The following is a 26,229-nucleotide window of genomic DNA, read 5'->3' on the forward strand; positions in this document are numbered from 1 at the left end:
TTATGAACTTTGAAACGATTGTCGGACTTGAAGTCCACGTAGAACTGAAAACAAATACGAAAATCTTTTCACCGGCACCTGCCCACTTTGGCGCAGCACCGAACATGAACATTCACCCGACTGACCTTGCGTATCCAGGCACATTGCCGACGATGAACAAACAAGCAATCGACTTCGGGATGAAAGCGTCAATGGCACTGAACTGTGACGTTGCACGTGTCATGAACTTCGACCGCAAGCACTACTTTTATCCGGATAATCCAAAAGCTTATCAAGTTTCCCAAGACGATCGTCCAGTTGGCGCAAACGGTTGGATCGAAATTGAAGTAGATGGCTATAAAAAGAAAATCCGCATTGAGCGTGTGCACTTGGAAGAAGATGCAGGGAAGCTGACGCACTCTGATAACGGATATTCTCTCGTTGATTTGAACCGTCAAGGAACACCACTCATCGAAATCGTTACTGAGGCAGACATTCGTACACCGAACGAAGCATATGCTTTCCTTGAAAAATTGAAAGCGATTATTCAATATACTGGCGTATCAGACGTACGAATGGAAGAAGGCTCACTCCGTTGTGATGCTAACATTTCACTTCGTCCATATGGTCAAGATGAATTCGGTACGAAGACAGAGCTCAAAAACTTGAACTCTTTCAACTTCGTGCGTCGCGGAATCGCGAACGAAGTCGAACGCCAAGAGAAATTGTTGCTTTCTGGAGAGAAAATCGTCCAGCAAACACGTCGTTATGACGAAGCAACAGGACAAACTGTTCTGATGCGTATTAAAGGAAGCGCGAACGACTATCGCTTCATCGATGATCCAGATCTTCCGGAAATCGTTATCGACGAAGACTGGATTGAGCGCGTACGTGCAGAAATTCCTGAACTTCCAGATGCACGTAAAAATCGTTATGTAAACGAGCTTGACTTACCTGCATACGATGCACACGTGTTGACATTGACGAAAGAAATGTCCGATTTCTTCGATGAAACTGTGAAGGCTGGCGCGGATGCGAAACTAGCATCGAACTGGCTCATGGGCGGAGTATCCGAGTACTTGAATGCTGAAGGCAAAGAATTGAAGGAAACTCCAATTACGCCTGAAGGTCTTGCAAGCCTCGTGAAACTCATTTCAGATGGAACGATTTCATCGAAAATCGCGAAGAAAGTATTTAAAGAACTTGCTGAAAACGGTGGCGACGCTGCAGTGATTGTAAAGGAAAAAGGACTTGTCCAAATTTCCGACGAAGGCACGTTGCGTACAGTGATTGGTGAGATTTTGGATGCGAACGAGCAATCGATTGAGGACTATAAGAACGGGAAAGACCGTGCTGTAGGATTCTTAGTCGGTCAAGTAATGAAAGCAACGAAAGGGCAGGCAAACCCGCCGCTCGTTAACAAACTCTTGTTGGATGAAATCAGCAAGCGATAAGTAGAACATCCGACAACGCCCTGTGAATTTGCTTAAGCTATCCACACAGGGCGTTTTCGTGAGTGTTGCAAGGAAATTGATTTCCATGTGTGGATAGAGGTACACTTAAGAAAAGGTTGTTTTGCATTTCTGTTTTGACTGAATTTATATTGAATCAGCTACATCACTAAAAGGAGTGTGAGGGTCGTTGGCTACTGAATTGGAGTATTTTGAACGAGCGATTTCACTTACAGAGTATATGGAACGTATGGAGCAGCTGAAAGATAGCAGTTTTTCAATTTATGAAAAGTTTGATGTGCCGAAAGACGATGAATTCATCACCCGACTGAAAGAAGTGAAGCCACGAATTCTCGTGATTACCGAGGATTGGTGTGGAGACGCGATGATGAACAACCCGGTTCTACGACGAATTGCTGAAGCAGCGGATTTAGACGTTCGAGCAGTGTATCGGGATGAAGATACAGACCTCATTGACCGCCATTTGACGAATGGGGGGCGTTCGATTCCTGTCTACCTACTACTCGATGCAGATGGCAAGGTGGCTGCTAAATGGGGACCACGTGCTTCCACGATTCAAAAACATGTGATGGAGTTGAAACAACAAATACCAGCTAAAGATGCACCGGATTTTGAAGAAAAGCAACGATTGGTGTATGAACAAATTCATGCTGAATATTCAACTAAACCGGAGTATTGGCTTGCGGTTTACGAAGACATTCGCACTACATTCTTGCCAGTAGTCCAAGAGGCTCAATAAAAGCTCGTGTACCTGGAGCTGAGTGAACAGAAAGAGGGAAACGAAGTATGAAGCGTGCTCGTATAATTTATAACCCGACTGCGGGACGGGAAGTTTTCCGCAAAAATTTAGCGGATGTGCTCATGCGGCTTGAACAAGCTGGTTACGAAGCATCTGCACACGCAACTACTTGTGAAGGCGATGCAACCGTAGCTGCCGCTGCGGCTGTTGAACGCGGTTTTGACTTAATTATTGCTGCTGGTGGAGACGGAACGTTGAACGAAGTCGTTGCGGGAGTTTCAGAGTTCGACGAGCGTCCACCGATTGGTCTTATCCCAATGGGAACGACGAATGATTTCGCCCGTGCACTTCGTATTCCACGAGATATCCACAAAGCGCTTGATATCATTCTAGAAGACAAAAAAATTCCAGTGGATGTTGGTAAGATGAACGATCGATTCTTCATCAACATTGCAGGGGGCGGTCGAATGACGGAACTGACGTATGAAGTCCCAAGCCGTTTGAAGACTATGCTCGGTCAACTCGCGTACTACTTGAAAGGGATTGAAATGCTTCCATCCATTCATGCAAGCCGCGTGAAAATCGAGTATGATGATCAAGTGTTTGACGATGAAGCCATGCTATTTTTAGTAGGCTTGACGAATTCTGTTGGGGGCTTTGAAAAACTCGCACCTCAATCGAGCATTAACGACGGGAAATTCACGTTGCTTATCTTGAAAAAGTGTAACATCGCAGAATTTATTCGCGTCGTGACGCTTGCAGTTCGAGGCGAGCACTTAAACGATCCACTCGTGATTTCGTGCAAAGCCCAGACGGTCAAAGTGACCTCTGAAGAAGAAGTCCTGGTGAATTTGGATGGTGAATATGGTGGGAAAGCACCCGCTGTCTTCGAAAACTTATCGTGCCATATCGAAATGTATGTCCCATTCGATAAGCTTCGGGAACAAGATCGTACATGGTAATCCATTGAAACTCCGCTGAACTACTGTGCGGGGTTTTTTGTGTGGGATGAAATTCATACTTTCGATCAAACCTGTTCGTTCTCGAGCGTGACCCGATCGTTCTGGGAGTGAACCCGCCCGTTATCGAGGGCTACCCGCTCGTTCTGGGGATGAGCCCGCCCGTTTACGTGAGCTACCCGCTCGTTCTTGGAGAACCCGCCCGTTAACGAAGGTTACCCGCTCGTACTGAGGGAGAACCCTCCCATTAACGAGGGCTACCTGCTCGTTCTAAGAGAGAGTCCGCCCGTTTACAAGGGAGACCCGCTCGTTCATGGGAGAGAACCCGCCCGTTTACGAGAGCGACCCGCTCGTTCCTCACAAGCGCTCGACTCACATGAGAATATCCACTCCATTTCGCCTGTAAACCGCTCCATTCACTCTTCATCCAAACAAAAAAAACAACGAGCTCAAGGCTCGTTGCTGACCACCAACTCTTATTCGATAAATTCCAATGCCTGGTCTTGCTTCGATGCAAGCTTCGGAAGATCTTCAACAGGGATCCATTTGAATTGGAACACCAATCCTTCATCTTTCCCATCTCCATGCACCTTATAATCCCACTCACGTTCGTGATCTCCTACATAGTCGAAATGGAAAACGTTTCGTTCAAGTACTTCATCTTTATCCTTCGGGAAAAAGTTCGTTTTATGCAGTTTACCACATAAAACAAGTTCATCGCGTTGGATGCCGGATTCTTCCTCAATCTCACGATATAAAGCATCGATCAGTAGTTCGTCCCTCTCGATCGTGCCACCTGGAACTTGGAGCCCAGCTTCAGGGAAATCCCTATGCTCGAACACAAGAAGTTGGCGGTCTTCTTCTTCACCCTTTGTAATATAGGCAAGTACTTTCCGTTTAAGTTTCATTGCGTTCACCTCGCTTAATTGTACTAGTATACACTACAATTGACAATAATTCAAGTATTCAAGTAACAAACCGTTACAACACTTTTACTTTTATTTACCCGATTAAGCGTAATTTAATCCAAAGTGGGGAAAGTACTTAGTACATCATGTTGGATGACTCGATAGAAATAACGGAAAGGATGTGTCCTGATGTACAAAAAACAGGAAAAAGTCCTCATGTGGTTAGCATTTGGAGTTGCGGGCATAATGCTACTCTCGATTGTTGGGCGATTATTTGGATAGAAACCAACAAATAGCGGGATACTTTATTAGTGAAGGAGGCAACGCACATGGGAAATGAAGAAGCAGTATTTTTCTCTCGCGTCTTAACCGAAACGACATTATCTTTCCATATCATTTATGCGACCATTGGTGTCGGGGTACCGCTCATGATCATGATAGCCCAGTGGGTCGGAATTCGGAAAAATGACGAACATTATATTTTACTCGCCAGAAGGTGGGCACGCGGATTCGTAATCACTGTAGCCGTCGGTGTCGTAACGGGAACCGCCATTGGTTTGCAGCTCTCGTTATTATGGCCGAATTTCATGGAATTAGCCGGCAATGTCATTGCGTTACCGTTATTTATGGAAACGTTCGCATTCTTTTTCGAAGCGATTTTCCTCGGTATTTATTTATACACGTGGGATCGATTTGAAAACCAGAAAAAGCATTTGCTACTACTTATTCCAGTAGCACTCGGGGCAGCGTTCTCAGCCGTTTTCATCACAATAGTCAATGCTTTCATGAACGCACCACGTGGTTTTGACATTCTCAACGGTGAACTTGTCAACATCAGCCCGTTGCTTGCGATGTTCAACCCGGCGATGCCGACGAAGGTTGCACACGTTGTTGTGACAGCATTCATGACGGCGGCATTCGTATTAGCAGCAATCGCAGCATTCCGATTACTTCGGGGATCCGATCATGTATATCACAAAAAAGCTCTATTTCTCACCATGAAAGTCGGTTTCATCTTCTCGATTGGTGCCGCAATTATCGGCGACTTTTCCGGAAAGTATTTAGCGGAGTATCAGCCAGAAAAATTAGCCGCTGCGGAATGGCATTTTGAAACGACCGACAAAGCGGAGCTCATCTTAATGGGGGTTCTGACAGAGGACAATGAAGTCAAATATGCACTTAAAATTCCATACGGACTTTCCATACTCGCAGCGAACAATCCGTTTGCGGAAGTTACTGGACTGGATCAGTTCCCGGAGGATGAAGTGCCGCCACTTTACATCCACTACTTATTTAACTTGATGGTCTTCATCGGCATGTGGATGTCATTATTATCTGCCGTATTCCTTCTAGGGCAGTGGAGAGGATGGAAGTTCGTAGCATCGAAATGGTTCCGCTGGCTCATTGTTCTCGGAGGGCCACTTACAATGCTCGCTATTGAATTTGGATGGTGGTTTGCGGAAGTAGGTCGTCAACCATGGATATTGAGAGATATCATGAAAGTATCAGATGCCGCAACGACCAGTGGTCAAGTGGACTCCATGCTCATTCTGTTCTGCTTACTCTATTTCGTCCTTGGTGTTGGAAGTATTGTTGTGCTACGTCGCATGTTCCGTCGTAATCCAGTAGAGAAAGAACTGGAAGACCGTCATGCATTGAAAGGACGTGATGTACGATGAACCTTGAGATACTCGGAATCACCGTGCTGTGGACATTTCTGTTTGGCTACATTATGGTCGGAGCCATCGACTTCGGTGCAGGATTCTTCAATGCTTACAGCTTGATAACCGGAAAGCAGCGCGTCCTTACGAAAGTCATTCAGCGCTATTTGTCCCCAGTATGGGAAATTACCAATGTCTTTCTCGTGTTCTTCTTCGTCGGAATCATCGGGTTCTTTCCGAAAACGGCGTTCTATTACGGAACGACGTTGCTCGTGCCCGTAAGTTTCGGAGTAATCCTTCTGGCAATTCGGGGATCCTATTACGCGTTTGAGACGTATGGATCCCGCGGACATAAGGGATACTCGTTCATGTATGGCTTAGCAGGTTTGCTCATTCCAGCATCACTGTCGATTGTGTTGACGATTTCCGAAGGTGGATTCATCGAACTCGTTGACGGCAATCCAGTTCTCGACTATTGGAAGCTGTTCACGAGCCCACTGACCTGGTCCATCGTTGTGCTTAGTATCTCAGCAACATTATATATTTCAGCAGTATTCCTCACGTGGTATGCCAACAAAGCACGTGACACTGAAGCAGCAGGTTTACTACGAAGGTATGCACTCACTTGGTCACTTCCTACGATGATTGCTGCAGGAGGGATCATTTATGAGCTCAAAAAGTATCAGCCAGAACACTACAGCAACATCCAAAACTTCTGGCCGATGTTCCTGATTTCCTTCCTATTGTTTGTAGGGACAGTATTCTTACTCTATACAAAGCGGCAATACGGGTGGGCGTTCACAATGCTCGCTGGCCAATTCGCATTTGCATTCTATGGGTACGGGGCATCACATTATCCATATTTGCTCTACCCGTACTTGACGATTTACGACAGCTTCACAAATCCAGCAATGGCAATCTCGCTCATCGTCGTATTCATACTCGGGCTCTGCCTACTCATCCCATCACTGATCCTAGTCATGCGCCTATTCTTGTTTGATAAAGACTACGTGCGCGGAAAAGGTGATTATCATGCATAAGGGGGCGATCGTGTGGAAGACTTCATCATATTTTACGCACCATTCATTGTATTAATAGGATTAATCATCGTTGCGTTTATCGTCGCACCAATGGACGGTTGGGTGATTGAGCGAAAGAAAGAGGAAAAGAAGAAATGAGGAGAGGGCTGCTTAGGCAGCTCTTTTTTTATAAGGATAAAGTCTCTGATAACTTTTCCATTCTGCTTGAGGGGCTCTCAAATCCGCTCAAGCATGTACAAAAGTGATCATGCATGTACTTATTCTGATCAAGTAACTCTGAAAATGATCAAGCAGGCACGAATCCGCTCAAGCAAGCTGAAAAGTTATCAAGCGGTCCGCAATTCCGCTCAAGCAGGCAACCAATCCAATTCCTCTCCATCTTCCACAAAATCGACTCAAGCAACTCACCTCGTCCTATGGTAAACTACAGTACAGAACGAAAACTGGAGGGCACGAACTCATGACCTATGCAGTACACCAAAACGACAGACTCGTCGTTCACATAGAAGATCTCACACACGACGGCTCAGGCGTCGGAAAAGTCCAAGGCTATCCGCTTTTCATTCCCGGCGCACTACCAGGGGAAGAAGTGGAAGTCAAAGTAGGCAAAACACTGAAAAACTACGGATTCGCAAAACTACTCAACATCATTACGCCTTCACCTGAACGCATCGACGGTCCATGCCACGTATACCCCGAATGCGGCGGATGCCAAATCCAGCATCTTACGTACGAAGCACAACTGAAGCAAAAGCAGAAAACCGTACGTGACGCCATCGACCGTATCGCCAAGCTGCCGGACGTCCCCGTACATCCCGTACTCGGCATGGAAGACCCATGGCGCTATCGGAACAAATCCCAGATTCCTTTCAGCGAACGTGATGGTCAAGTCGTCTCCGGATTTTATCGTTCGAAAACGCATCATATCGTCGATACCGACGTCTGCATCATCCAAAGTGAAGAAGCCGATGAACTCATGTCAATGTTGAAACGCGAATTACAAATCCTTGGAATCGACGCGTATGATGAACACAAACATAAAGGATTCTTACGCCACTTAGTCGTCCGGAAAGCCCGTGCAACCGGTGAACTAATGGTTGTTCTTGTCACAGCACAACGTAAATTCCCGGAATCAGAACAAGTTATCAAAGCCATCAAACGCGTGGTTCCCGACGTCACATCCATCATGCAAAACGTCAATACACAAAAGACCAACGTCATTTTTGGCAATGAAACCTTGAATCTCTATGGCAAAGACGTCATCATCGACACAATCGGCGGCGTTGACTTTGAAATCTCTGCACGTTCGTTCTATCAAGTAAATCCTGTGCAAACTGAAACGCTATACAATCAAGCGCTCAACTTCGCACAGTTAACAGGAACTGAAACAGTCATCGATGCCTACTGCGGCATCGGAACTATCTCACTCTTCCTCGCAAAACAAGCAAAAGAAGTATATGGCGTTGAAATCGTTCCGCAAGCTATCGAAGACGCGAAACGGAATGCTGCTCTGAACGGCATCGACAATGCGCACTTCGAAACAGGCGCCTCGGAAGACGTCATTCCGAAATGGTACAGCGAAGGAAAAACGTTCGATGTCTTAGTAGTCGATCCACCTCGAAAAGGCTGCGATGAAAAGCTGCTCGAGACGATCCTTACGCACAAACCAGGTCGCGTCGTCTATGTTTCCTGTAATCCAGCAACATTAGCCCGTGATCTGAGAATCTTAGAAGATGGCGGCTACAAAACACAAGAAATCCAGCCAGTGGACATGTTCCCGCACTCGACACATTGTGAGGCTGTTGCGTGGTTAGAATTAGTTTAATGTAATGAGAAAAAAGCAGTGTCGAAAATCCGATTTTCATTGGGATTTTCGGCACTGCTTTTTAAATTGAAGTTATTTTTGAATAGGTTTATTTTTAGTTTTCGGATAACCGATGAGGATGGCAATGACTCCGCAGACACCCACTAAAATGGAGTAATACGAATATTGCATGATTAAAATAGGGGAAATGCCGGCGATACTGGCAGCTGCTAAAAATTGTGCACCGTACGGAATTATACCTTGAACGACACATGAAAAAATATCGATGATGCTTGCTGAATTACGTGGCTCGATATCGTATTGATCGGCAATTTTTTTGGATATTGGACCAGCGATCATAATCGCAATCGTATTATTAGCGGTTGAAAGGTCAGTTAATCCAACTAAACCTGCTATTGCAAATTTGGCATCCTTTTGCGACTTAATTTTACGCGTTGCAATATGCACGATAAAATCAATACCACCATTATGCTTAATGACCTCGACCATACCGGCAATTAACATCGCTAAAAACGCCATTTCAAACATATTGCTCATACCGACACCAATTGCATTGATAAATGTCATCACCTCATAACTACCATCAATGTAGCCGATAGTTCCAGCGAGGATGATTCCACTTGCTAATACTGTAAAGACATTTATCCCAATCAAAGAAAAAACAATGACGAATAGATAAGGAATCAATTTGTACCAATCAAAGCTTGCATGTGTCACTTGGGCTGTGGAATTCAACGTCAAAAAGGCTAAAATAACACATGTGACAATTGCTGCTGGTAACACGATGAAAAAGTTAACTTTAAATTTGTCTTTCATCTCGGCCCCTTGTGAGCGTACCGATGCTATGGTTGTATCCGAAATAAATGATAAATTATCGCCAAACATAGCTCCACCAATAACAGTTGCCATTAATAGCGATATTGAAAGTCCTGTTTGCTCCCCGATAGCTAAACCTATTGGAGCGAGGGCAACAATCGTTCCAACTGAAGTCCCCATTGCTAAAGATATAAAACATGCAATTATGAACAAGCCAATCACTAATAAGTTTTGTGGCAAAATGGAAAGTGCGAAGTTTACTGTTGCTTCAATAGCGCCCATTCCTTTTGCGGTTTCCGAGAATGCGCCGGCAAGTAAGAAAATAATCACCATTAACATTACGTTCGAATTCCCAGCGCCGGTCGTAAAGGTTTCAATTTTTTTTGTGATCGTTTCTTTACGGTTCATGAAAAGGGCAACAGCGCTTGCAATTGAAATGGCAACCATTACAGGAAATGCATAAAAATCATTTAATACAATTCCTGAGCCTATAAACAAAATTAAAAATACAACAAACGGAATTAATGCCCATGGATTTCCTTTTCGCATTTCTCTCTCCTTTAAGTAGTGCGCATCAGTTAACATACAAATAAAGGCCTCTTCTAAAATTAATAAGAAGAGGCACCGCATATGCTAGAGTGCATTTTATTTTTCGAGAAAATTGTTATAGGGATGATAATGATATCTACTTCTTCATTGCGTAGCAATCATTATACCCAACATACAATAATCATGATAACAACAAATTCATCTTATGAAATAAACCTTAGAATATAAGAAAATTGGCCACAAGTCAATTTGTTTGTTATTTATGAAAAATATAAAAGAGTGGTTCTTCGTGACTGAAATTCCAGTCTTTTGGGGTGTTATAGTCGACTACCAATATATGAGACTTGGGAAGGTACTTCTTTTTGATGTCTGTAAACCCTTTGTGTATAAGGGTTGAGAATAAATAAATTCTTTCAGATAGTAATCTTTTGTGAGATGGGTATCCAACCGATTGTGGTTGCTTTAACTATTCATCCGAAAGTGATTTCTTTTCTAATGGATATCTCGAAGGGAATTAATTATATTAACTGTACAATTTAATATGTTAATGAAAATTTGTTGATTTATTGTATATGTGTAGTATGATATTAATAATATGAAGAGGGGAGATAAATATGGCTTACCCAATTATTACGAATTGTCCTGTTTGCAGCGAAGTGCTGAAGATTACAAAGTTACAGTGTACGCATTGCCATACCACGATTGAAAATGAATTTGAACTCTCCAAATTTGCAACGCTTAGTCAAGAACAGCTAGCTTTTATCGAAATCTTCCTTAAAAGCCGTGGGAATATTAAAGAAGTTGAAAAAGAATTAGGGGTTTCCTATCCAACTGTACGAGGGAAATTGAACGAAATTGTTTCTGCTCTTGGGATTACTGAAAAGAAAACCGATCAAGAGGATAAGAGCGTAATTGACATGCTTGGTGATGGGGATATATCTCTTGACGAAGCAATTAAAACAATAAAGAGAAACTAAAGGGGGATATGGATGATGAAAGAAGAGATTGCGAAGGTGCTTACCATGGTTCAAGACGGAAAGCTTAATGCAGAGGAAGGTAGTGAACTCATTCAAGCTCTAAAGGAAAAAGATTCTACTACAGCTGCGAATAAGGCTTCGGACTACATGGATCGGATGTTGAAAGTTCGTGTTACATCAGAAGCAGGCGACAAAGTAAACGTAAACTTGCCGCTGCGACTCATCAAAGTTGCGTTGAAATCGGGTATTAACATTGCTTCAGCCCTCCCTGAATCCGCTAAGTACGTAAAAGATATCAACACGTTAGACGTGGACTTGATCCTCAAAGCAATTGACGAGGAATTGTCGGGTCCAATCGTCGAAGTCGAAAGTCAAAATGGCGATAAAATTTCTGTCGTGATTGAGTAATCCCTATGTTAAAAGTTAAAGTGAAACAAAAAGGGAAAGCTGAATTCACGGTTCCTTTGCCATATTTCCTAATACAAGTCGGTGGTTGGTTTGCTACTTCACCTTTACTATGGAAATTTGTACACAGTCCGTTTATCCAAAAGAACATAGACAAAGAGGCAAAGTCGTTTATTCCTACCTCAATTGATCGTAAAGACGTTAAGAAAATAGTAAGAGAAATCAAACGGTATCGTGGATTAACAATCGTTGAAGTGAAAGATAAGGATGGGGCAGAAGTTGTTGTAAAGTTATAAAAGGGCGACACTTGTGTCCAAGAGTTTATCGCCTAATTATGATTCTGAATCCTATACGTTAAGGAAAGTATCCACCTTCATCTGCGGGCGGTTACTTTTTTTGTTTAACAATGAAATACCTATGGGTAATTCTTCTGCGCCGCTTAAAGTCGTTCCTCCTATCAATAACTGCGCCAAATCTTATTGGTGACGGATGGTGGCTTCCCACTGTGAGTGTCACCCAAACTATTCAATTCCATTATACCTAGCAAACTCTGGAAACTTTTGTAGACACATGAATATACTGAGGCAAACGTCTAAGTAGGAGTGATGGAGAAAATGAATTTGAATCATGTTAACCAGCACAGACAGCCGGAAATCATTACGAGTTCATACGGAGATGTCAATGGAGATGGAATTGTAGATGTCGTATATTTGACGGGAGTCAAGTCCGTGGACCCATCCAGTCCCTATTTGGATCAGATCACGCTACACATTCAAGATGGGGCAACGAACAAAGTGCACACGATTGCGTTGAACGAAAACGGAAATTCCGGGTACAATCCCACTGTATTTCTAGGGGACTTTACGGGCGATGGTATTATGGACATTTTAATTAGCATAGATTCAGGTGGGTCTGGCGCTTTTACATTCGACTATGTATATTCGTTCGTGAACAATGAAGCTAAGAAATTATTTGATTTTGACCAATATAATAAGGAGAACCAGTACACCGTCACCTATATGGACTTTTTTAAAGTTAACGTTCATAGCCCTGCAACGGGTAAATCTTATTTGTTAGATATCAGTGGTCGTGGTGCAGAGTATCTATCGCAAATCTACTATCAAAATGGGAAGTTGAAACAGCCGGTTACAGGGATGGCAGATGGGGTTAGCGGATTTTATCCAGTAGACTTGGATCGGGATGGCGTATATGAAATCCAGGCGTATCAACAAATTAGTGGGCTTTACCATGCTGATTCGTTTGGATATATCATCAATACCCTGAAGTGGGATGGGCAAAAATTTTCAATTTGGCAACAGTGGTTCGCCCTCTACGGTCAATAATTTCAGTAGTGATCGATCCGTACACTCTAGTACAAACCGCCAGTGATCCATCCAGGATCCAGGCGGTTTTAACTTTGTACAACTCCTTTTTCTAAGATAATCTTCTGATTCGCAAGTGACACATACTCATTTTCTTTACCGCAAAAGGTGTCGTAGAGAATCATCCATGTCATACACAGAACTGTCACCCATAACCAACATAAACAATTCTTTTAGCTGCAGGGCAGAGTCAGCGATCGCGTCTTTCGTTATCTCCTTTGGAAAAGTAGATAGATATCCTTCAATGAAATCTGGATTCAAAGTATCATACGCTTTAAATTGGTGACACTTTTTACCTTCGTTCATAGCTTGAACATGCAAAATATAATCGCGCATCGTATCTAATAATTTCAATGAGTAGATAAAATTGTTGCGTTTTAATTCCTTATCTAGTCCGATTGTGCAGTAGAAAAACTCAAAAGCAATATCACTATAGATATCATATTTTACAGGATTACTTTCAAACTTTTCGTTCTCCTCATTCATTTTCTTCAATACGTCACCGGTTTTATCTACGACTACTTTCCATAAAGGAGAACGTACAGGTAATAAGTTTCGTGGAGCAATTGAAATATTAAACTCCAACCCGTTTTCCAAGAGTACAATTAGGAGAAAAATAGTATCGCTGAACTTTTTCTCTTTTATATACATAGGAGTGTATTCAGTGAGCGCTTGGTGTATTTGTTCTTTGGTTGCTTGTGCATTCTCTTCTTTTGAAGTGCATACCATTAAATCAATATCAGAATACACATCCTTATATCCAATCACCCCAGATCCCAGTTGAACGATTCCTTCCACCAATTCCACCGCTTCAATTTTACTAATGGTATTTCTAAAATAATCCTCTCTTTCCACAGTGCTGTACATAATTCACCTCATCTTCGTAGTATCGTAAGTAGCGTTTCTTACTAATGTCAATATCTTCAGTAAACACAGTTTTATTATGGTATGATTTCCCTTGTATAGCAAGATGGATTTTATGAAAATGAAGGATTGGGATGGATTTCCTGATTGCCAAGGAGTCTTATTGAGTTGATATATCAGGTTATTCAATATTGAGAGAGGTGGAAAATAACTTTGGAATTATACGAAACTAGAAATGAACTATCAGTAAGAGGGAAAAATGGGCTGGGATTCATCATATCCGCTTTCATAATTTGGTCAATCATTACAATAATATTTTTACAGTCAACAGGTACATATCAGAAAAACATATATATGCTGTTTTCAACAGGATTAATGTTCCCATTTTCCGTTGCGATTTCTACTTTGATAAAGGCTGATTGGAAGTTTGAAAATAACCCATTGGGCGGTCTAGGTTTGTATTTAAACATTGCACAGCTTATCTATTTCCCTATCCTTTTTTGGGGAATTATAAAAAGCCCAAACGATGCTATTATGTTATTTGCGATTATAACAGGTGCTCACTTATTCCCTTTTGGATGGCTGTATAATTCCAAACCTTACTTTATAATGGCACCAGTCATTTCAGTTACAGTAATGTTTTTGGGGCTATATTTGAATGGAGAAAATTTGTGGCTCATACCGTTTTCTGTGGCTATTCTGTTAGTCATTTTAATCTTTTTACTCTATATAGAATATAAAAGGAAGATTGAAGTGAATCCCTAAATTTGCAGTCACGGTTTTCTATGGATATTCAAAACGTTCTTCCGCAGTGGGGGAGATTCAGTAATAAGAAACAGTTGCACACTTGCAATCTTACATGAATATCTATACTTAAACGAAGCAACCTCCTGCAGATTTCTCCATACAGGTAGGTTGCTTTTACTATTCATCGATGAAGCACTAAGTGTAAACCAGGAACTGTGTTAGCAAGCAATGCGTTTGTCCATACTAGATGGAGTCTCAATAATGCAAGCCAGCTATTCCAATACAGCCTTTAGAAAAGAAGGTATTCCCCATGAAAAAAGTGCTTTATATAGTGTCGGTACTAGTGATTGCCGCTATCGTTATACTGGGATTCACACTCAAAAACAATCCGGAAAGGAAATCTACTTCAAATGAGCTAACAGTGAAACCGACAGACAGCAAACCAAATCCAACCGTGGACCATATCGCAGTCTGGACAAAAGTTGAAAAGAAGGAGGGAGAGGTGGTGTCTAACATGACACTTAATGAAAAAATCGGACAGCTCGTCCTTGCAGGAATCGACGGCACGAGCATCAATAAAGAGTCCCAGCAACTCATTGAACACTACCTGATTGGTGGCGTCATTTTCTATGCAAAAAACGTCAACACTCCTGACCAAACCGTACAATTCGTGAACAACCTGAAAGTAGCCAACCAAAACAATCCGCTTCCACTGTTTACGAGCATCGACCAAGAGGGTGGCCGCGTCGCTCGTCTGCCGAAACAAGTCGCAAAGTTGCCAACGAGTGCAACTATCGGCAAAACGAACAATCCTGATTATGCCTTCAATGTCGGACGAATACTTGGGAAGCAGCTGACCCAATTCGGTTTCAACATGAACTTTGCACCTGTACTAGATGTCAACAGTAACCCGAATAACCCTGTCATAGGGGATCGGTCGTTTAGCGTAGATCCCAAAATCGTAAGCACACTCGGTATCCAAATCATGAAAGGTATCGAGGAAGAACACGTCATCCCTGTCGTCAAACACTTCCCGGGACACGGGGACACATCCGTCGATTCCCATTTGGAACTGCCAAAGGTGAACAAAACCCTACAGCAGCTCGAACAACTCGAACTGATTCCATTCAAAAAAGCGATTGAAGCAGACGCAGATGTCGTCATGGTCGCTCATATCTTATTGCCACAGTTGGATAAAACCTATCCAGCCTCGATGTCAGCAACAATCATCACTGACTTGCTTCGCGAACAGCTCGGTTTCAACGGGCTCATCATGACCGATGATATGACGATGAAAGCAATCACGAATCACTATGGCATTGCCCAAGCTGCCGTTCAATCCGTCAAAGCCGGAAGCGATGTCATTCTCGTCGCACATGATCCAGTGAAAGTAATCGCGGTGATAGAGGCACTGAAAGCAGCGGTTGGATCCAACGAAATCAGCGAACAACGGATTGACGAAAGTGTCATGCGGATTATCGAACTGAAAGAGAAGTATAAGTTGGACGATGAAGCGACACCGAAAGTAAACATCCAAAAGATCAATAAAGAAATCAAAGAAGTAACTAAAAAGAGCAGTCACAACTGAGTTCGAGCATTCAGGCGGATCTGAAATGGAAGTATACCTTAGTGATGCAGATCCATATTCAGATCAGTACTACAGTGAAATTTGGATGCCTGTTAAGAAATAATGGCCAAAGTTCTATTGTAAACTAGAAAAATGAACTACTATTAAAAATCATCGCAAATTTGGATAAGAAATGAGTTCCCTCCCTTTCTATAATAGTGAGTAGGGAGGGAATCATTATAAAACAACTAACAAAAGATCCATATAAAGTCTATCTCAACACAGCATTTCTATCGCAATTATTTTTCACCTTAATCGTGACGGTGAATTTGCTGTACCAAGTGTATACAGTCAAGCTCGATCCGCTGCAACTGGTGCTTGTCGGTACAGTCTTGGAACTGACCGTCTTTCTTTTTGAAATTCCGACAGGCGTCGTTTCAGATTTAAAGAGCCGTAAACTCTCGATTGTCATTGGTTATGTCCTTATTGGCGTTGGCTTTTTAATAGAAGGATTATTTCCTTATTTCTCAGCAATTTTATTGGCACAAATCGTTTGGGGGATTGGATATACATTCACTAGCGGAGCACGTCAAGCTTGGATTGCAGATGAGATAGGAGAAGAACGTGCTTCAGAAGCATTCGTTCGTGGCGCGAAAATTGAAAATCTGGCGCAAGTTATTGCGATTCCTTTAAGTATAGCAATTGGCTATTTCATGGTTAGACTACCGATAATTATCGGTGGGATTTGCACGGTGGGGCTAGCTATATATTTGATGAAAAACATGACTGAAGAGAATTTCAAACCGCTAAAGAGAGAGAAACTCCTAACAGCTTGGGGAAGTATGAAGAAGAGTTTAAAACAACTCATAGTTCAAGTGAAAGTAAGTGTGGTCATGAGAATTCTTTTCTTAATCGCCTTGTTTGTCGGTTTCTATAGCGAAGGATTTGATCGCTTATGGTTATCACACCTTTCAGAAGTGGTGAATTGGTCTTCGGTGACTCCAGAAAAATTGGTGATCCTAACAGGAGGGATTCAATTTGTTGTCGTTCTTGTTTCCTTTGCTGCATTGCACGTAGTAAATAGCAGTTCTGTCTACCAAAAACTCACTCAAATCTACCTCGTTCTTTTCATGGCCAGTTTATTGATCATCCTGTCATTAATCGGATTTGCTACTTCCACTTCTGTGATTGCCTTATTAGGGTTTTTTGTAATTATTCAAGTTACACGGACCATTATGTACCCGCTAGAAGACATTTGGCTAAACAAAATTATTCCGGATTCTTCAACTCGAGCGACATTCTTTTCTGTAAAGGGCCAAGCTGATGCCATCGGTCAAATAGGCGGTGCACCTATTATCGGAATGGTCGCTACCCGCTATACTATCAAAACAGCACTGATCGTTAGTGCAATCCTGTTGACCCCTGTATTGTTTTTGTATCAGATTATGTTAAAAAGAAAGCAGGAATAGGTTAACTTCCTTGCTTTCTTTCTTTAATTGGAAGATAAATTTCCATATAGACTTTTTCATATTCCCAGTCATGACAGTGTTCATCGTAGTACTCAAAGTCATAACAGGTTTCATCCACTTCATAAGAGGATTGAGGAAGCCAATCGTCTAAAATATACTGCCATGTACCCGTTATGGAAACGGCAAAGTCCTCTACCGTAACGAGTGGAGTCCGGAAAATGGCATAAGTCGTGGATGGGATTGTCAATTTAGTCCACCTGTCTGGAAGGGAAGTTCCACTATCATAATTCACTGCAAACAAGTAGGTGAAACCATCCTCCAGTTCTTCGCTTTTCAAATTGAGGCAATATTCCCCGTGTGTTTCAGGAGTCAATGTCTCGTACAAAGTTCGCTCAATGGATTCATCAGGAAAAAGTTTTTGGTTCCAAAGGGCAGGCGAGTCACGTGTATAAGAAATATCGCGAATGGATCGTTCAACAGTTTTCCCCGCAATGGTAAAAGGACTTCTACGCACTAGCTTAGGCTGCATGACTATGCCTCCTACCTGATTCTGTTCAAGGCGACTCAAATCGATTTTTTGAGGGAGTGAGCTAGGACAATGCTGTCGATATAATCGCGGGGGACTTCCAAAACACTTCTTAAACGCCTTCGTAAATCCAGCATGCGTCTCAAATCCATACGTTAACGCAATCTCAATGACCTTTTTCCCTTGAGCTAAATCGTACAAAGCATATTGTAATTTCCGTTTCACTACGTAATCCATCAACGTATAGCCCGTTTGTTTTTCGAAAATCCGGTTAAAGTGATACGGAGAGTACCAAGCGATATCAGCTAAAAGATCAGGTGTTAGTTCATCTTGAATATGCTCTTCAATGTAATCAATCACTTGTTGAACTCTTCCTAATTTTTGAATACCAATCACCTCTTTTCATCGTAAATACGGTAAGAAATCTAGTTCACTATCAAACGGATTTCAAAATGTATGCTGATTATAGCATACTGTGGATGTTAGTCTTTATTGAGGATGAATTGATGAAAATCTTAGACAACGCACTGGTGCAAAATGTAAACATCAATTAGATCAATGAAGAAATCCAACGTAGAAGTATAAGTCGTGGTATCATTTGAACTAACAAAAGAGAACTGATTAAGGGGGAGCAACTATGACAAATTCAAGTGAAAGCATTGCAAAGAAAGAGTTGCCAGTTGAACAGTGTGAAGAACTACTTAGCATGTTAAAATCTCGTTTTGAAGACAATATGCACCGTCATCCAGAACTGGAATGGGCAACGGTTCAAGCAAAGCTCGATGTAAATACAGAAAAACTGTGGTCACTGAACGAGATGGAGAGAACTGGTGGAGAGCCTGATGTCATCGAGTATGACAATGAGAAGGATACCTTTACGTTCTGCGATTGTTCAGCAGAAAGCCCTTCAGGTCGAAGAAGTGTTTGCTTCGACCCGGAAGCACTCGAAGCACGGAAAAAGAACAAACCAGCACATAGCGCTGTCGGTATGGCAACAGAAATGGGAATCGAATTGTTGGATGAAGAACAATACCGAGCGTTACAACAGCTCGAAAATTTCGATAAGAAAACTTCAACATGGATCCAAACACCGTCAAATATCCGTAAACTTGGAGGCGGACTTTTCTGCGATTTCCGCTTCGACACCGTGTTCGTCTATCACAATGGGGTCGAATCCTATTATGCAGCTAGAGGATTCCGTGGACTGCTGAACGTGTAACAACAATAAAACAGTCTCAATCCAAAATTAGGATTGAGACTGTTTTCTTTTTAATGCTTAAAACTCGAAACTAACTCTTGTAACTCTTCCGCCATATGAGAGAGTGTTTTAGCGGACGCAGTGATTTCTTCCATAGAAGCAAGTTGTTCTTCTGTGGTTGCAGCAACCTCTTCGGAGGAAGCGGCGTTGCTTTTTGCCATGACTTCTAACGCAATTGCGGTTTCGTTCACTTGCTGAATCTTTTCTTGAGCACTTTGCGCAATACTTGAAATGTCCGCCATTTGTGGGGTGATTTCTTTCGTGCTCGTTAAGATTTGCTCAAACTTTTCAATGGCATCTTTCGAAATGGTCATACCTTGCTTCACATCTTTCGTAACTTTCGCCATTATTTGCACGGAGTTATCAGTATCCGCTTGAATACCTTGAATGATTGTGTGGATCTCCTTAGCAGATTGCTGAGATTGTTCTGCAAGTTTACGCACCTCATCTGCAACGACTGCAAAGCCTTTTCCATGCTCTCCTGCTCTCGCTGCCTCAATGGCTGCGTTAAGCGATAGTAAGTTTGTTTGTTCAGCGATATCTGTGATGACATTCAATATGGAACCAACGTCCTTAGAACGCACAGACAATGAACTGATCATGTCATTCGATTCGGCAACAGATGATTGAATCGAAGCCATTTGATTCACTGTATCGTTAACCGCGATACCGCCATATTCCGCTTGTTCCGTCATATGGACCGCGAGTTTCGATACATTTGCTGAGTATTCATTGATAGACGTAATGCCATCTGCCACGTGTTGAATGAGTGCTGAATTCGTTTCAACGCTGCTCATTTGATTTTCCGCATTTCCAGCAACTTCTTGAACAGCATCCGCAACATGCTCTGTGGCATATGTCGTTTGCTCCGCGCTAGCTGTCAACTCTTCTGAAGAAGCTGCAACAAGCTCTGTATTTTTCTCGATTTTGCCGACTAGATTCTTCAAACTTCCCTGCATAGAACGGAACGCTTCGCCAAGCTGACCGATTTCGTCTGAAGACTTTACCTCAATCGTTTCGGTCAAATCCCCTGTACTAATGGTTTGGGCCTGCTCTTTCAGCTTAACAATCGGCCTAATGATGGAATGGGTAATTAAATAAGCAATGAGCGCACCAAGAACTAACGCGACGATAACGATGATGATGGTTGTTTTTAAAATCGGTGCAGCGGCCTCTTTTACTTCTGCGTAATCGAGCGTGCCGCCAATTTGCCAACCAGTTAAGTCATTGGTCAAGAATGTGGTGAAAAGGTCATGACCTTTTGACGTGAAATTATAGTTACCTTTCGCTTCTGTTTTTAGCTTGTTGTAATAATCATCGTCTGCTGCACTTCCAGCTTCATGCATCGGATGGGAAATGAAGTTCATTTCATCATCGACCATAAAGGCATATCCTTCCTTACCAATCTTCACTTGCTCTGTCAGTTCAGTAATATAATCCAGTGTAATATCTACACTAATTACTCCTGATTGGTCATTTGTCATTTTCGAAACTGTGACGACCAGAGCATCGACAGAAGCATCGGGGTAGGGGTTAGACAAAATTACCTCATTAGGACTTTCCAGTGCTTCTTTATACCAATCCCTCGTCCGCGGATCATAAGTGGACGTATCGTTAATGACAGGATCTTGTACGAAAAAGCCGTCTTTTGTGCCGACATAGACACTTAGAATTTCAGGGTGCAGCGTCGTATACTGCTCCAGCTTTTTTCTTAACTCTGGACTTTCGTTTCCTTCATATTGACTTTTTTGTACTTGTTTACTTAATGTTTCAATATCGTGTATTTTTGAAGATATGGTCTGGTCAATAATCGTATTCAGTGTTTCAGTACTATCTTTTGCCTCTGTTATAATCTGTTTCTCTACTGCACTTTTTGCAGATGTATAAGATAACCATCCAATACTGACCGAAGGAACAATTAAAATAAGTGCGAATACAACAATCAGTTTGGTTCGGATACTTTTAAAACGAAACCTCATAGACATTTCATCCTCTCTTGCTTGTGTTTTTATGTTACTTTCTATCCTTATGCTTACTTCGGTTATATGGGACTAGTCTTAATAGGGAAGTGATAGATTTTTTATTGGTATTGATAATATAGTACTAGATGACAAAAACTTCCGTTTGAAATCGTTTTCATCTATTACAACGGAATACCAAGCCGCTTCATCCGGTAATCATCGACTAACGTCATATACTAAAAGCTTCACGTGGGAATCGACACCGTTTTTCACGTAACTTAGTAACCTAAAGGAAATCCTAAATATGAGTCAATCAGTAGCAGTAATCGTTGGTGCAGGCCCTGGAGTGAGTGCAGGGATTGCAAGAAAGTTTGGCAATGAAGGATTTAAAATTGTGCTCCTTTCAAGAAGACAGGAATCTTTAGACGAACAAGTTTCCGCGCTTCAAAAGGAGAATATTGAAGCTGTCGGAATAACAGCAGATGCTTCACAGTCAGAATCACTAACAGCTGCATTCACGAAAATTAAATCTGAATATGGTGTACCAGACGTTCTCGTCTACAACGCGGGCACCAATTCCATCAATAATCCTTCTGTCTTAACGGAACAAGAGCTGCTCAATGATTTCCAAGTTAACGTAGCAGGTGCATTGGTCAGTGCGTAACAAGTCATTCCTGAAATGATCGAACGCAAGTCAGGTACGATTTTATTCACAGGTGGTGCGCTTGCTTTAAATCCGGTTGTTTCAAGAGCATCGGCTGCAATTAGTAAAGCGGGACTTCGAAACTTAACTTTCACATTAGCTGAAGAACTGGCCCCGAGCGGTATTCACGTAGGAACCGTCACGATTGGCGGGGGCGTGAAATCTGGAACGTTCTTCGATCCAGACGCAATTGCGAATGCGTTTTGGAACTTGTATGTAAAACGGGACATCAACGAAACGCTGTTCAAGCCCGAGTAACTGGAGCTGGTGAAACAGCCAACAAGAAAAAGCAATTCCTGTGGGACAGTTATCCCGAGGAATTGCTTTTTTCTATCCGATAAATCATCAAGGAACGCTTAGAAATCATGGTATAATAAGCGTCAACGAAAAACAGAAGGGGATTGTGATGATTCGATGGATTGCTGTATTTATCATAGGCTTTGTGTTGACCTATATACTGCCAGACGATTTCATCCGTGCAGATCGCTTCACTGTTGAAGTGGTCATTCGAACAGTTATGTCACTATTTTTCGTTTTCATCATCTGGTTACTGAAACCCAAACCGAAACCTAAGTAAACGAAAGGGGACTCTTAATGGCCATCCTCACATTTCTCATCATCGCTTGGTTCTTGACGCTTTTCAATTTCGAACAACTCGTTATCCAAGCCTTCAAAGAACTATTCGGCAAAGACATCACCAAAGCAACGTATTACTTCCTATTTCTCACAATCGGGATATTCGGTGAAATCGTCTTGTTGCTTCAAGGAACGTATTCAGAGTATTTCCTGCGGGGGTAAACCAGTAAAAGAGGGAAACAATGAAAGTCATCATCGACAATGAAATGATCCACTATACCGACAATATGGAAAAGGGAAGAAGCTACAGCTGCAGATTGGCTCGGGTGGTTTCATCACGGTGAAAGCCCCAAATGGAACATCGGAAGAAGTCGCAGGTATGGTTAAAGTGGCGTTTCAGGACTTTGCGTATTTGTGGTGGGGGAATCGACAGAGGATTGAAGAACATGGATTTTTAACGAATTTTAAAAGCGAGCAAGCATTCATTCATTCATTCATTCATGAAGAAACAAGTCAGCAGAGACGATTTAGTTCCACATCCTCAATCTTATTATGAAGCGGTGATACAAGGGATGGAACTAGCGATTAAAGTAAGAGGCTATCTCAGATGACCCCTTTGCAATGCTTCTAGTTCCTTGACCTAAGGCAGTCAATCTTATAAAATCCAAAAATCCGCCACACTCAAAAAGAGCATGGCGGATTTTTCGATTTGCTAGTTCACTTCAATCTGTCCCATCATGCCATTATCTTCATGCTCTAAAATGTGGCAATGGTACATATACACCCCTTTGTTTGCAAATGAAATCGCGATCTTCACACGATCTCCAGGATGTAACGCTATCGTATCTTTCCAGCCTTTCAGATTGTCATCCGGCTCTTCTCCATTCACCGATAACACTTTAAACTGCGTGCCATGAATGTGGAACGGATGGATCATACCACCCATCGGATCGGGTTTGTTGGACAGTTCCCAGACTTCTGTTTCGCCGACTTTTTGGGTCATGTCAATGCGGTCTTTATCGTATTTCTTTCCGTTGATCGTCACCATGTCCATCATGCCGAACAATTCTAATCGCTTCGTCACAGGCAAATTTCTTTCTTCCTCCGTCACGGTAAACGAATTCAAATCAGTAGGTAGTTCATTGGAAGTCTTCTTTTGATTGACTTCAAATGGCAGAAGAATCGTTCCTTGATCATCCACTAGCGCAAGGTCTTTAACATTTTGCAACTGGTCAAAGTCGATGATGATCTCCGCACGTTCTGCAGGAGTCAACAGAAGTGAATCCATTTCTAACGGATCATTTAGTAACCCACCATCTGTGGCGATTTGCTGGAACGAATCTCCGGAATTAAGAGATACAGTATAATTACGAGCATTCGAACCGTTCAGCAATCGCAGCCGAACTTTACCTTGAGGGACTGATAGCTTCGGATCGAGCGTGCCGTTAACAAGCAAGTGATCACCAAGCGTTCCGTCTGAATTATAGGCCGCCTCGTAGTCAAGTTCGCCAATTTGGTTGAATGCGCGATCCTGCATGAGAACCGGGAAGTCGTTGACACCATAGTCGTCAGGCAAGTTTAACTTGTCCGAATGTTCGTCTTCGATATAAAGCAGACCAGCTAGCCCCTTATACACTTGCTCAGCCGTTTTTCCATGAGGATGTGGATGGAACCAAAGAGTGGCGGCTTCCTGAGTAACTTTGAATTGAATAATCCGTTCTTCTCCAGGCTTCAAGGGGTTATGGGGTCCGCCATCGACATCACCAGGTACATCCAAACCATGCCAGTGAAGCGTCGTATCCTCGTCCAGTTCATTCACGGTTTTAATCCGAACGGACTCTCCTTTTCGCAACTTTAGAACAGGACCGAGGAAGTCACCATTGTAGCCATAGGTTTCCGTTTCCTGTCCTTCCAACAGCATACGTTCACCCTTCTGAGCGGTGAGTGTGTAGTCGACGTTTTCAGACGTACTCTTTTTGAGCAAGGGAGGGATGGCCAACTCTTTTACCCCTTTTGAATCTTTCAATGGCAAAGGATTGTTGTGATCCATATGACCGTCCATCATGCCTTCCATCCCACTCATGTCATGATTCATGTCATCCCCTGGAGATGACCCTTTGGAATCTTCCATGGCACCACCCATTGAACAGCCTGCAATCAGTGAGCTGATGAGGGCTAATGTAAGCCATTTCATCATTGCTTTCATCATATTCCACTCCTTTGTTAATACTCTCAGTTAGAGGAAATCAACTTTCCGGCATTCGCTAGCTGATTCCAAGTTGCGCCAGCATCACTCGTCTTGTAAATTGAGTTATCGAATGTCGTCACGACTAGTTCTTCTGAATTCTCTGGACTCGTTGCGATGAATTGTACAGGGCTTCGTATTTCTTCAGGTAGTGGAATGTCGGACTCTTTAGTTTCGCCAATTGTGAATTTCTGTAACATCGGCTGTTCCTGTTCCTTGATAGACGAATAATAGCCGCCATCTTCAGTTAGCGTGACATATGTAACACTCGTTGCGTCGTTCAATTTATTGAACGTTGCTCCATAATCTATGGACAAAAACAGACCTTCTTGACTGCCAATCGCAATTATTTCTTCACTTGAAGGATGTACCGCTAAGTTAGAGAGCGTAGTTGCTGAGTATCCTTCCATTTTTGAAGCCGTCCACGATTGTCCTTCATCGAGTGTATAGTTTAACCCTGCCTTTAGTTCAGCGGTAGGGGTTTCATTGAATACATAGACTGCATTTGAATTGTATCCCGCGCCCAGGTAGTGAAAATCGATTTCTCCGTAAAATGCCAGTTGCTTGAACGTCGCGCCTTTATCTGTGCTTTTCATAAGCCCGAATGGATTCTTTAAATCGGAATTCACTGCAGGATGACCACTTGCAAAAAAGCCGTCCTCTGTAGGTTGGAAGCCCATATAGTCGTTTTTCTCAAGATTGGCTTCTTTCCAGCCATCTTTTCCAAAGGCATATAAGCCGGCATGTGATGCAATGAAAAAATCAGGACCACCATTGCTGTAACCCGTCCCATGAATATGATTAACCTCGGGATTTGTTACTTCTTCATACGTAAATGATGCTTCTTTGTTTGAGCATGCGCTTAAAATTAGTAGCCCACCAAGCACCACACCCACCAATGGTTTCTTCATCTTAAAATCTCCTCACTTCCATTTGTAGCCGATTCCCCAAACCGTTTGGAGGATGTCGTCAATCGGGAAATTCGATTTTCGTAACTTATCCCGCAGGTTTCGGATATGGGAATCGACTGTCCGAACTTCGGTATACGTGTCGTATTCCCATGCCACTTGAAGCAAGTCTTCTCGTGTGAATGTCCGGTTCGGTCGAGCCATCATCGCTTCGATGATATAAAATTCTTTTAAGGTAAGGCGGACTTCATAGGTGTCATACGAAATTGAATACGACTCCAAGTCCAGTGTAAAGAGACCTTCGCGGAGCTGCTTAACCTGGTCTTTTTCAGGAGCACGGCGTAGTGCGACCCTTACCCTCGCCATGAGTTCACGCTCATCAAACGGTTTTGTAATATAATCATCCGCACCTTGCTCGAGTCCTTTGACAACATCGGACTTGTCGGAACGGGCGGTCAATAAAATAACAGGTACGTCCGATGTTTCACGAATGCGTCGACAAACTTCCCAGCCGTCCATCCCCGGCATCATGACATCTAGCAATACGAGATGTACATTCTCCTCTTCGAACAGATCGAGAGCTGCTTGACCGTTTGTCGCTTGCAAACAGCGATACCCGTGCGGAGCGAGGAACAGTTCGAGCAAATCGAGCATGCGCTGTTCGTCATCAATCAGTAAGATCGTTTTCATATC

Annotated in this window: 26 protein-coding genes and 1 pseudogene; 19 read left to right on the forward strand and 8 right to left on the reverse strand. The window is 42.6% G+C overall.

The annotated features are described in order from the left end of the window. Window positions 1-2: 2 nt before the first annotated feature. The 3 genes from gatB to ACR65F_RS06460 all read left to right on the forward strand — a co-directional run bounded on the left by gatB (window position 3) and on the right by ACR65F_RS06460 (window position 3,152). Window positions 3-1,433 (forward strand): Asp-tRNA(Asn)/Glu-tRNA(Gln) amidotransferase subunit GatB, encoded by a 1,431-nt coding sequence (gatB, locus tag ACR65F_RS06450; protein ID WP_440503703.1) that lies wholly within the window; start codon window positions 3-5, stop codon window positions 1,431-1,433. A 187-nt stretch (window positions 1,434-1,620) separates the two neighbouring features. Continuing rightward, on the forward strand, window positions 1,621-2,190 hold the full coding sequence (locus ACR65F_RS06455) for a thioredoxin family protein (protein WP_440503704.1): 570 nt from the start codon (window positions 1,621-1,623) through the stop codon (window positions 2,188-2,190). A gap of 47 nt (window positions 2,191-2,237) precedes the next feature. After that, entirely contained in the window at window positions 2,238-3,152 is a 915-nt protein-coding gene (locus ACR65F_RS06460) for a diacylglycerol kinase (RefSeq protein WP_039044016.1), read from the forward strand. Between the two features lie 473 nt (window positions 3,153-3,625). Here ACR65F_RS06460 and ACR65F_RS06465 read toward each other — a convergent pair whose 3' ends face one another. Next, window positions 3,626-4,057 (reverse strand): NUDIX hydrolase, encoded by a 432-nt coding sequence (locus ACR65F_RS06465; protein WP_039044035.1) that lies wholly within the window; start codon window positions 4,055-4,057, stop codon window positions 3,626-3,628. A 329-nt stretch (window positions 4,058-4,386) separates the two neighbouring features. On the opposite strand from ACR65F_RS06465, the gene ACR65F_RS06470 reads away from it, so the two are divergent. The 4 genes from ACR65F_RS06470 (at window position 4,387) to rlmD (ending at window position 8,583) form a co-directional block, all read left to right on the forward strand. Beyond that, window positions 4,387-5,736, forward strand: a complete 1,350-nt coding sequence (locus ACR65F_RS06470; protein ID WP_440503705.1) for a cytochrome ubiquinol oxidase subunit I — start codon at window positions 4,387-4,389, stop codon at window positions 5,734-5,736. Continuing rightward, complete coding sequence (locus ACR65F_RS06475; RefSeq protein ID WP_440503706.1) at window positions 5,733-6,758, forward strand: cytochrome d ubiquinol oxidase subunit II; 1,026 nt, start codon at window positions 5,733-5,735, stop codon at window positions 6,756-6,758. The genes ACR65F_RS06470 and ACR65F_RS06475 overlap by 4 nt, the downstream gene beginning before the upstream one ends. A gap of 12 nt (window positions 6,759-6,770) precedes the next feature. After that, window positions 6,771-6,896, forward strand: a complete 126-nt coding sequence (cydS, locus tag ACR65F_RS06480; protein ID WP_255352978.1) for a cytochrome bd oxidase small subunit CydS family protein — start codon at window positions 6,771-6,773, stop codon at window positions 6,894-6,896. 322 nt (window positions 6,897-7,218) lie between these two features. Then, the gene (gene rlmD, locus ACR65F_RS06485; RefSeq protein WP_440503707.1) at window positions 7,219-8,583 is read left to right on the forward strand and encodes a 23S rRNA (uracil(1939)-C(5))-methyltransferase RlmD; all 1,365 of its coding nucleotides are present in this window, start codon (window positions 7,219-7,221) and stop codon (window positions 8,581-8,583) included. A 72-nt stretch (window positions 8,584-8,655) separates the two neighbouring features. On the opposite strand, the gene ACR65F_RS06490 is transcribed toward rlmD, so the two are convergent. Next, on the reverse strand, window positions 8,656-9,948 hold the full coding sequence (locus tag ACR65F_RS06490; protein ID WP_440503708.1) for a Na+/H+ antiporter NhaC family protein: 1,293 nt from the start codon (window positions 9,946-9,948) through the stop codon (window positions 8,656-8,658). 614 nt (window positions 9,949-10,562) lie between these two features. Between ACR65F_RS06490 and ACR65F_RS06495 the strand changes: the two genes are divergently transcribed. From ACR65F_RS06495 to ACR65F_RS06510, 4 genes are all read left to right on the forward strand, one after another. Next, the gene (locus ACR65F_RS06495) at window positions 10,563-10,925 is read left to right on the forward strand and encodes a DUF2089 domain-containing protein (protein WP_039043800.1); all 363 of its coding nucleotides are present in this window, start codon (window positions 10,563-10,565) and stop codon (window positions 10,923-10,925) included. A 15-nt stretch (window positions 10,926-10,940) separates the two neighbouring features. Beyond that, complete coding sequence (locus tag ACR65F_RS06500) at window positions 10,941-11,333, forward strand: SHOCT-like domain-containing protein (RefSeq protein ID WP_440503867.1); 393 nt, start codon at window positions 10,941-10,943, stop codon at window positions 11,331-11,333. A 5-nt stretch (window positions 11,334-11,338) separates the two neighbouring features. Continuing rightward, window positions 11,339-11,626 carry a hypothetical protein gene (locus ACR65F_RS06505; RefSeq protein WP_440503709.1) on the forward strand — a complete coding sequence of 96 codons (288 nt, stop codon included), beginning with the start codon at window positions 11,339-11,341 and terminating at the stop codon, window positions 11,624-11,626. Between the two features lie 318 nt (window positions 11,627-11,944). Next, window positions 11,945-12,673 (forward strand): YybI family spore inner coat protein, encoded by a 729-nt coding sequence (locus ACR65F_RS06510; RefSeq protein WP_440503710.1) that lies wholly within the window; start codon window positions 11,945-11,947, stop codon window positions 12,671-12,673. Between the two features lie 135 nt (window positions 12,674-12,808). Here the strand turns inward: ACR65F_RS06510 and ACR65F_RS06515 are convergent, their stop codons facing one another. Continuing rightward, entirely contained in the window at window positions 12,809-13,579 is a 771-nt protein-coding gene (locus tag ACR65F_RS06515; RefSeq protein WP_440503712.1) for an aminoglycoside 6-adenylyltransferase, read from the reverse strand. Between the two features lie 210 nt (window positions 13,580-13,789). Between ACR65F_RS06515 and ACR65F_RS06520 the strand changes: the two genes are divergently transcribed. From ACR65F_RS06520 to ACR65F_RS06530, 3 genes are all read left to right on the forward strand, one after another. Continuing rightward, on the forward strand, window positions 13,790-14,341 hold the full coding sequence (locus ACR65F_RS06520; protein WP_440503713.1) for a DUF7010 family protein: 552 nt from the start codon (window positions 13,790-13,792) through the stop codon (window positions 14,339-14,341). Between the two features lie 292 nt (window positions 14,342-14,633). Then, the gene (gene nagZ / locus ACR65F_RS06525) at window positions 14,634-15,911 is read left to right on the forward strand and encodes a beta-N-acetylhexosaminidase (RefSeq protein WP_440503714.1); all 1,278 of its coding nucleotides are present in this window, start codon (window positions 14,634-14,636) and stop codon (window positions 15,909-15,911) included. A gap of 197 nt (window positions 15,912-16,108) precedes the next feature. Continuing rightward, window positions 16,109-17,359 (forward strand): MFS transporter, encoded by a 1,251-nt coding sequence (locus ACR65F_RS06530; RefSeq protein ID WP_440503715.1) that lies wholly within the window; start codon window positions 16,109-16,111, stop codon window positions 17,357-17,359. Window position 17,360: 1 nt separating this feature from the next. Here ACR65F_RS06530 and ACR65F_RS06535 read toward each other — a convergent pair whose 3' ends face one another. Further along, entirely contained in the window at window positions 17,361-18,245 is an 885-nt protein-coding gene (locus ACR65F_RS06535) for an AraC family transcriptional regulator (RefSeq protein ID WP_440503716.1), read from the reverse strand. Between the two features lie 277 nt (window positions 18,246-18,522). On the opposite strand from ACR65F_RS06535, the gene ACR65F_RS06540 reads away from it, so the two are divergent. Next, window positions 18,523-19,104 (forward strand): DUF4256 domain-containing protein, encoded by a 582-nt coding sequence (locus tag ACR65F_RS06540; protein ID WP_440503717.1) that lies wholly within the window; start codon window positions 18,523-18,525, stop codon window positions 19,102-19,104. Between the two features lie 50 nt (window positions 19,105-19,154). Here ACR65F_RS06540 and ACR65F_RS06545 read toward each other — a convergent pair whose 3' ends face one another. Continuing rightward, window positions 19,155-21,122, reverse strand: coding sequence for a methyl-accepting chemotaxis protein (locus ACR65F_RS06545; protein ID WP_440503718.1), 1,968 nt, complete (start codon window positions 21,120-21,122; stop codon window positions 19,155-19,157). A 286-nt stretch (window positions 21,123-21,408) separates the two neighbouring features. Between ACR65F_RS06545 and ACR65F_RS06550 the strand changes: the two are divergent. The 4 genes and pseudogenes from ACR65F_RS06550 (at window position 21,409) to ACR65F_RS06565 (ending at window position 22,939) form a co-directional block, all read left to right on the forward strand. Then, window positions 21,409-22,065: pseudogene (locus ACR65F_RS06550) on the forward strand (SDR family NAD(P)-dependent oxidoreductase). A gap of 148 nt (window positions 22,066-22,213) precedes the next feature. Continuing rightward, on the forward strand, window positions 22,214-22,384 hold the full coding sequence (locus tag ACR65F_RS06555) for a hypothetical protein (RefSeq protein ID WP_440503719.1): 171 nt from the start codon (window positions 22,214-22,216) through the stop codon (window positions 22,382-22,384). A 17-nt stretch (window positions 22,385-22,401) separates the two neighbouring features. Continuing rightward, window positions 22,402-22,605, forward strand: coding sequence for a hypothetical protein (locus ACR65F_RS06560; RefSeq protein WP_440503720.1), 204 nt, complete (start codon window positions 22,402-22,404; stop codon window positions 22,603-22,605). A gap of 118 nt (window positions 22,606-22,723) precedes the next feature. Next, window positions 22,724-22,939, forward strand: a complete 216-nt coding sequence (locus ACR65F_RS06565; RefSeq protein ID WP_440503721.1) for a hypothetical protein — start codon at window positions 22,724-22,726, stop codon at window positions 22,937-22,939. 156 nt (window positions 22,940-23,095) lie between these two features. Here the strand turns inward: ACR65F_RS06565 and ACR65F_RS06570 are convergent, their stop codons facing one another. The 3 genes from ACR65F_RS06570 to ACR65F_RS06580 are packed head-to-tail and all read right to left on the reverse strand — an operon-like array spanning window position 23,096 to window position 26,226. After that, complete coding sequence (locus ACR65F_RS06570; protein ID WP_440503722.1) at window positions 23,096-24,592, reverse strand: multicopper oxidase family protein; 1,497 nt, start codon at window positions 24,590-24,592, stop codon at window positions 23,096-23,098. Between the two features lie 23 nt (window positions 24,593-24,615). Further along, the gene (locus ACR65F_RS06575) at window positions 24,616-25,539 is read right to left on the reverse strand and encodes a F510_1955 family glycosylhydrolase (protein WP_440503723.1); all 924 of its coding nucleotides are present in this window, start codon (window positions 25,537-25,539) and stop codon (window positions 24,616-24,618) included. Window positions 25,540-25,551: 12 nt separating this feature from the next. Continuing rightward, window positions 25,552-26,226 (reverse strand): response regulator transcription factor, encoded by a 675-nt coding sequence (locus tag ACR65F_RS06580; RefSeq protein ID WP_039043809.1) that lies wholly within the window; start codon window positions 26,224-26,226, stop codon window positions 25,552-25,554. Between the last annotated feature and the right edge of the window lie 3 nt (window positions 26,227-26,229).

The sequence above is a fragment of the Sporosarcina sp. SAFN-010 genome (genome assembly GCF_059415065.1).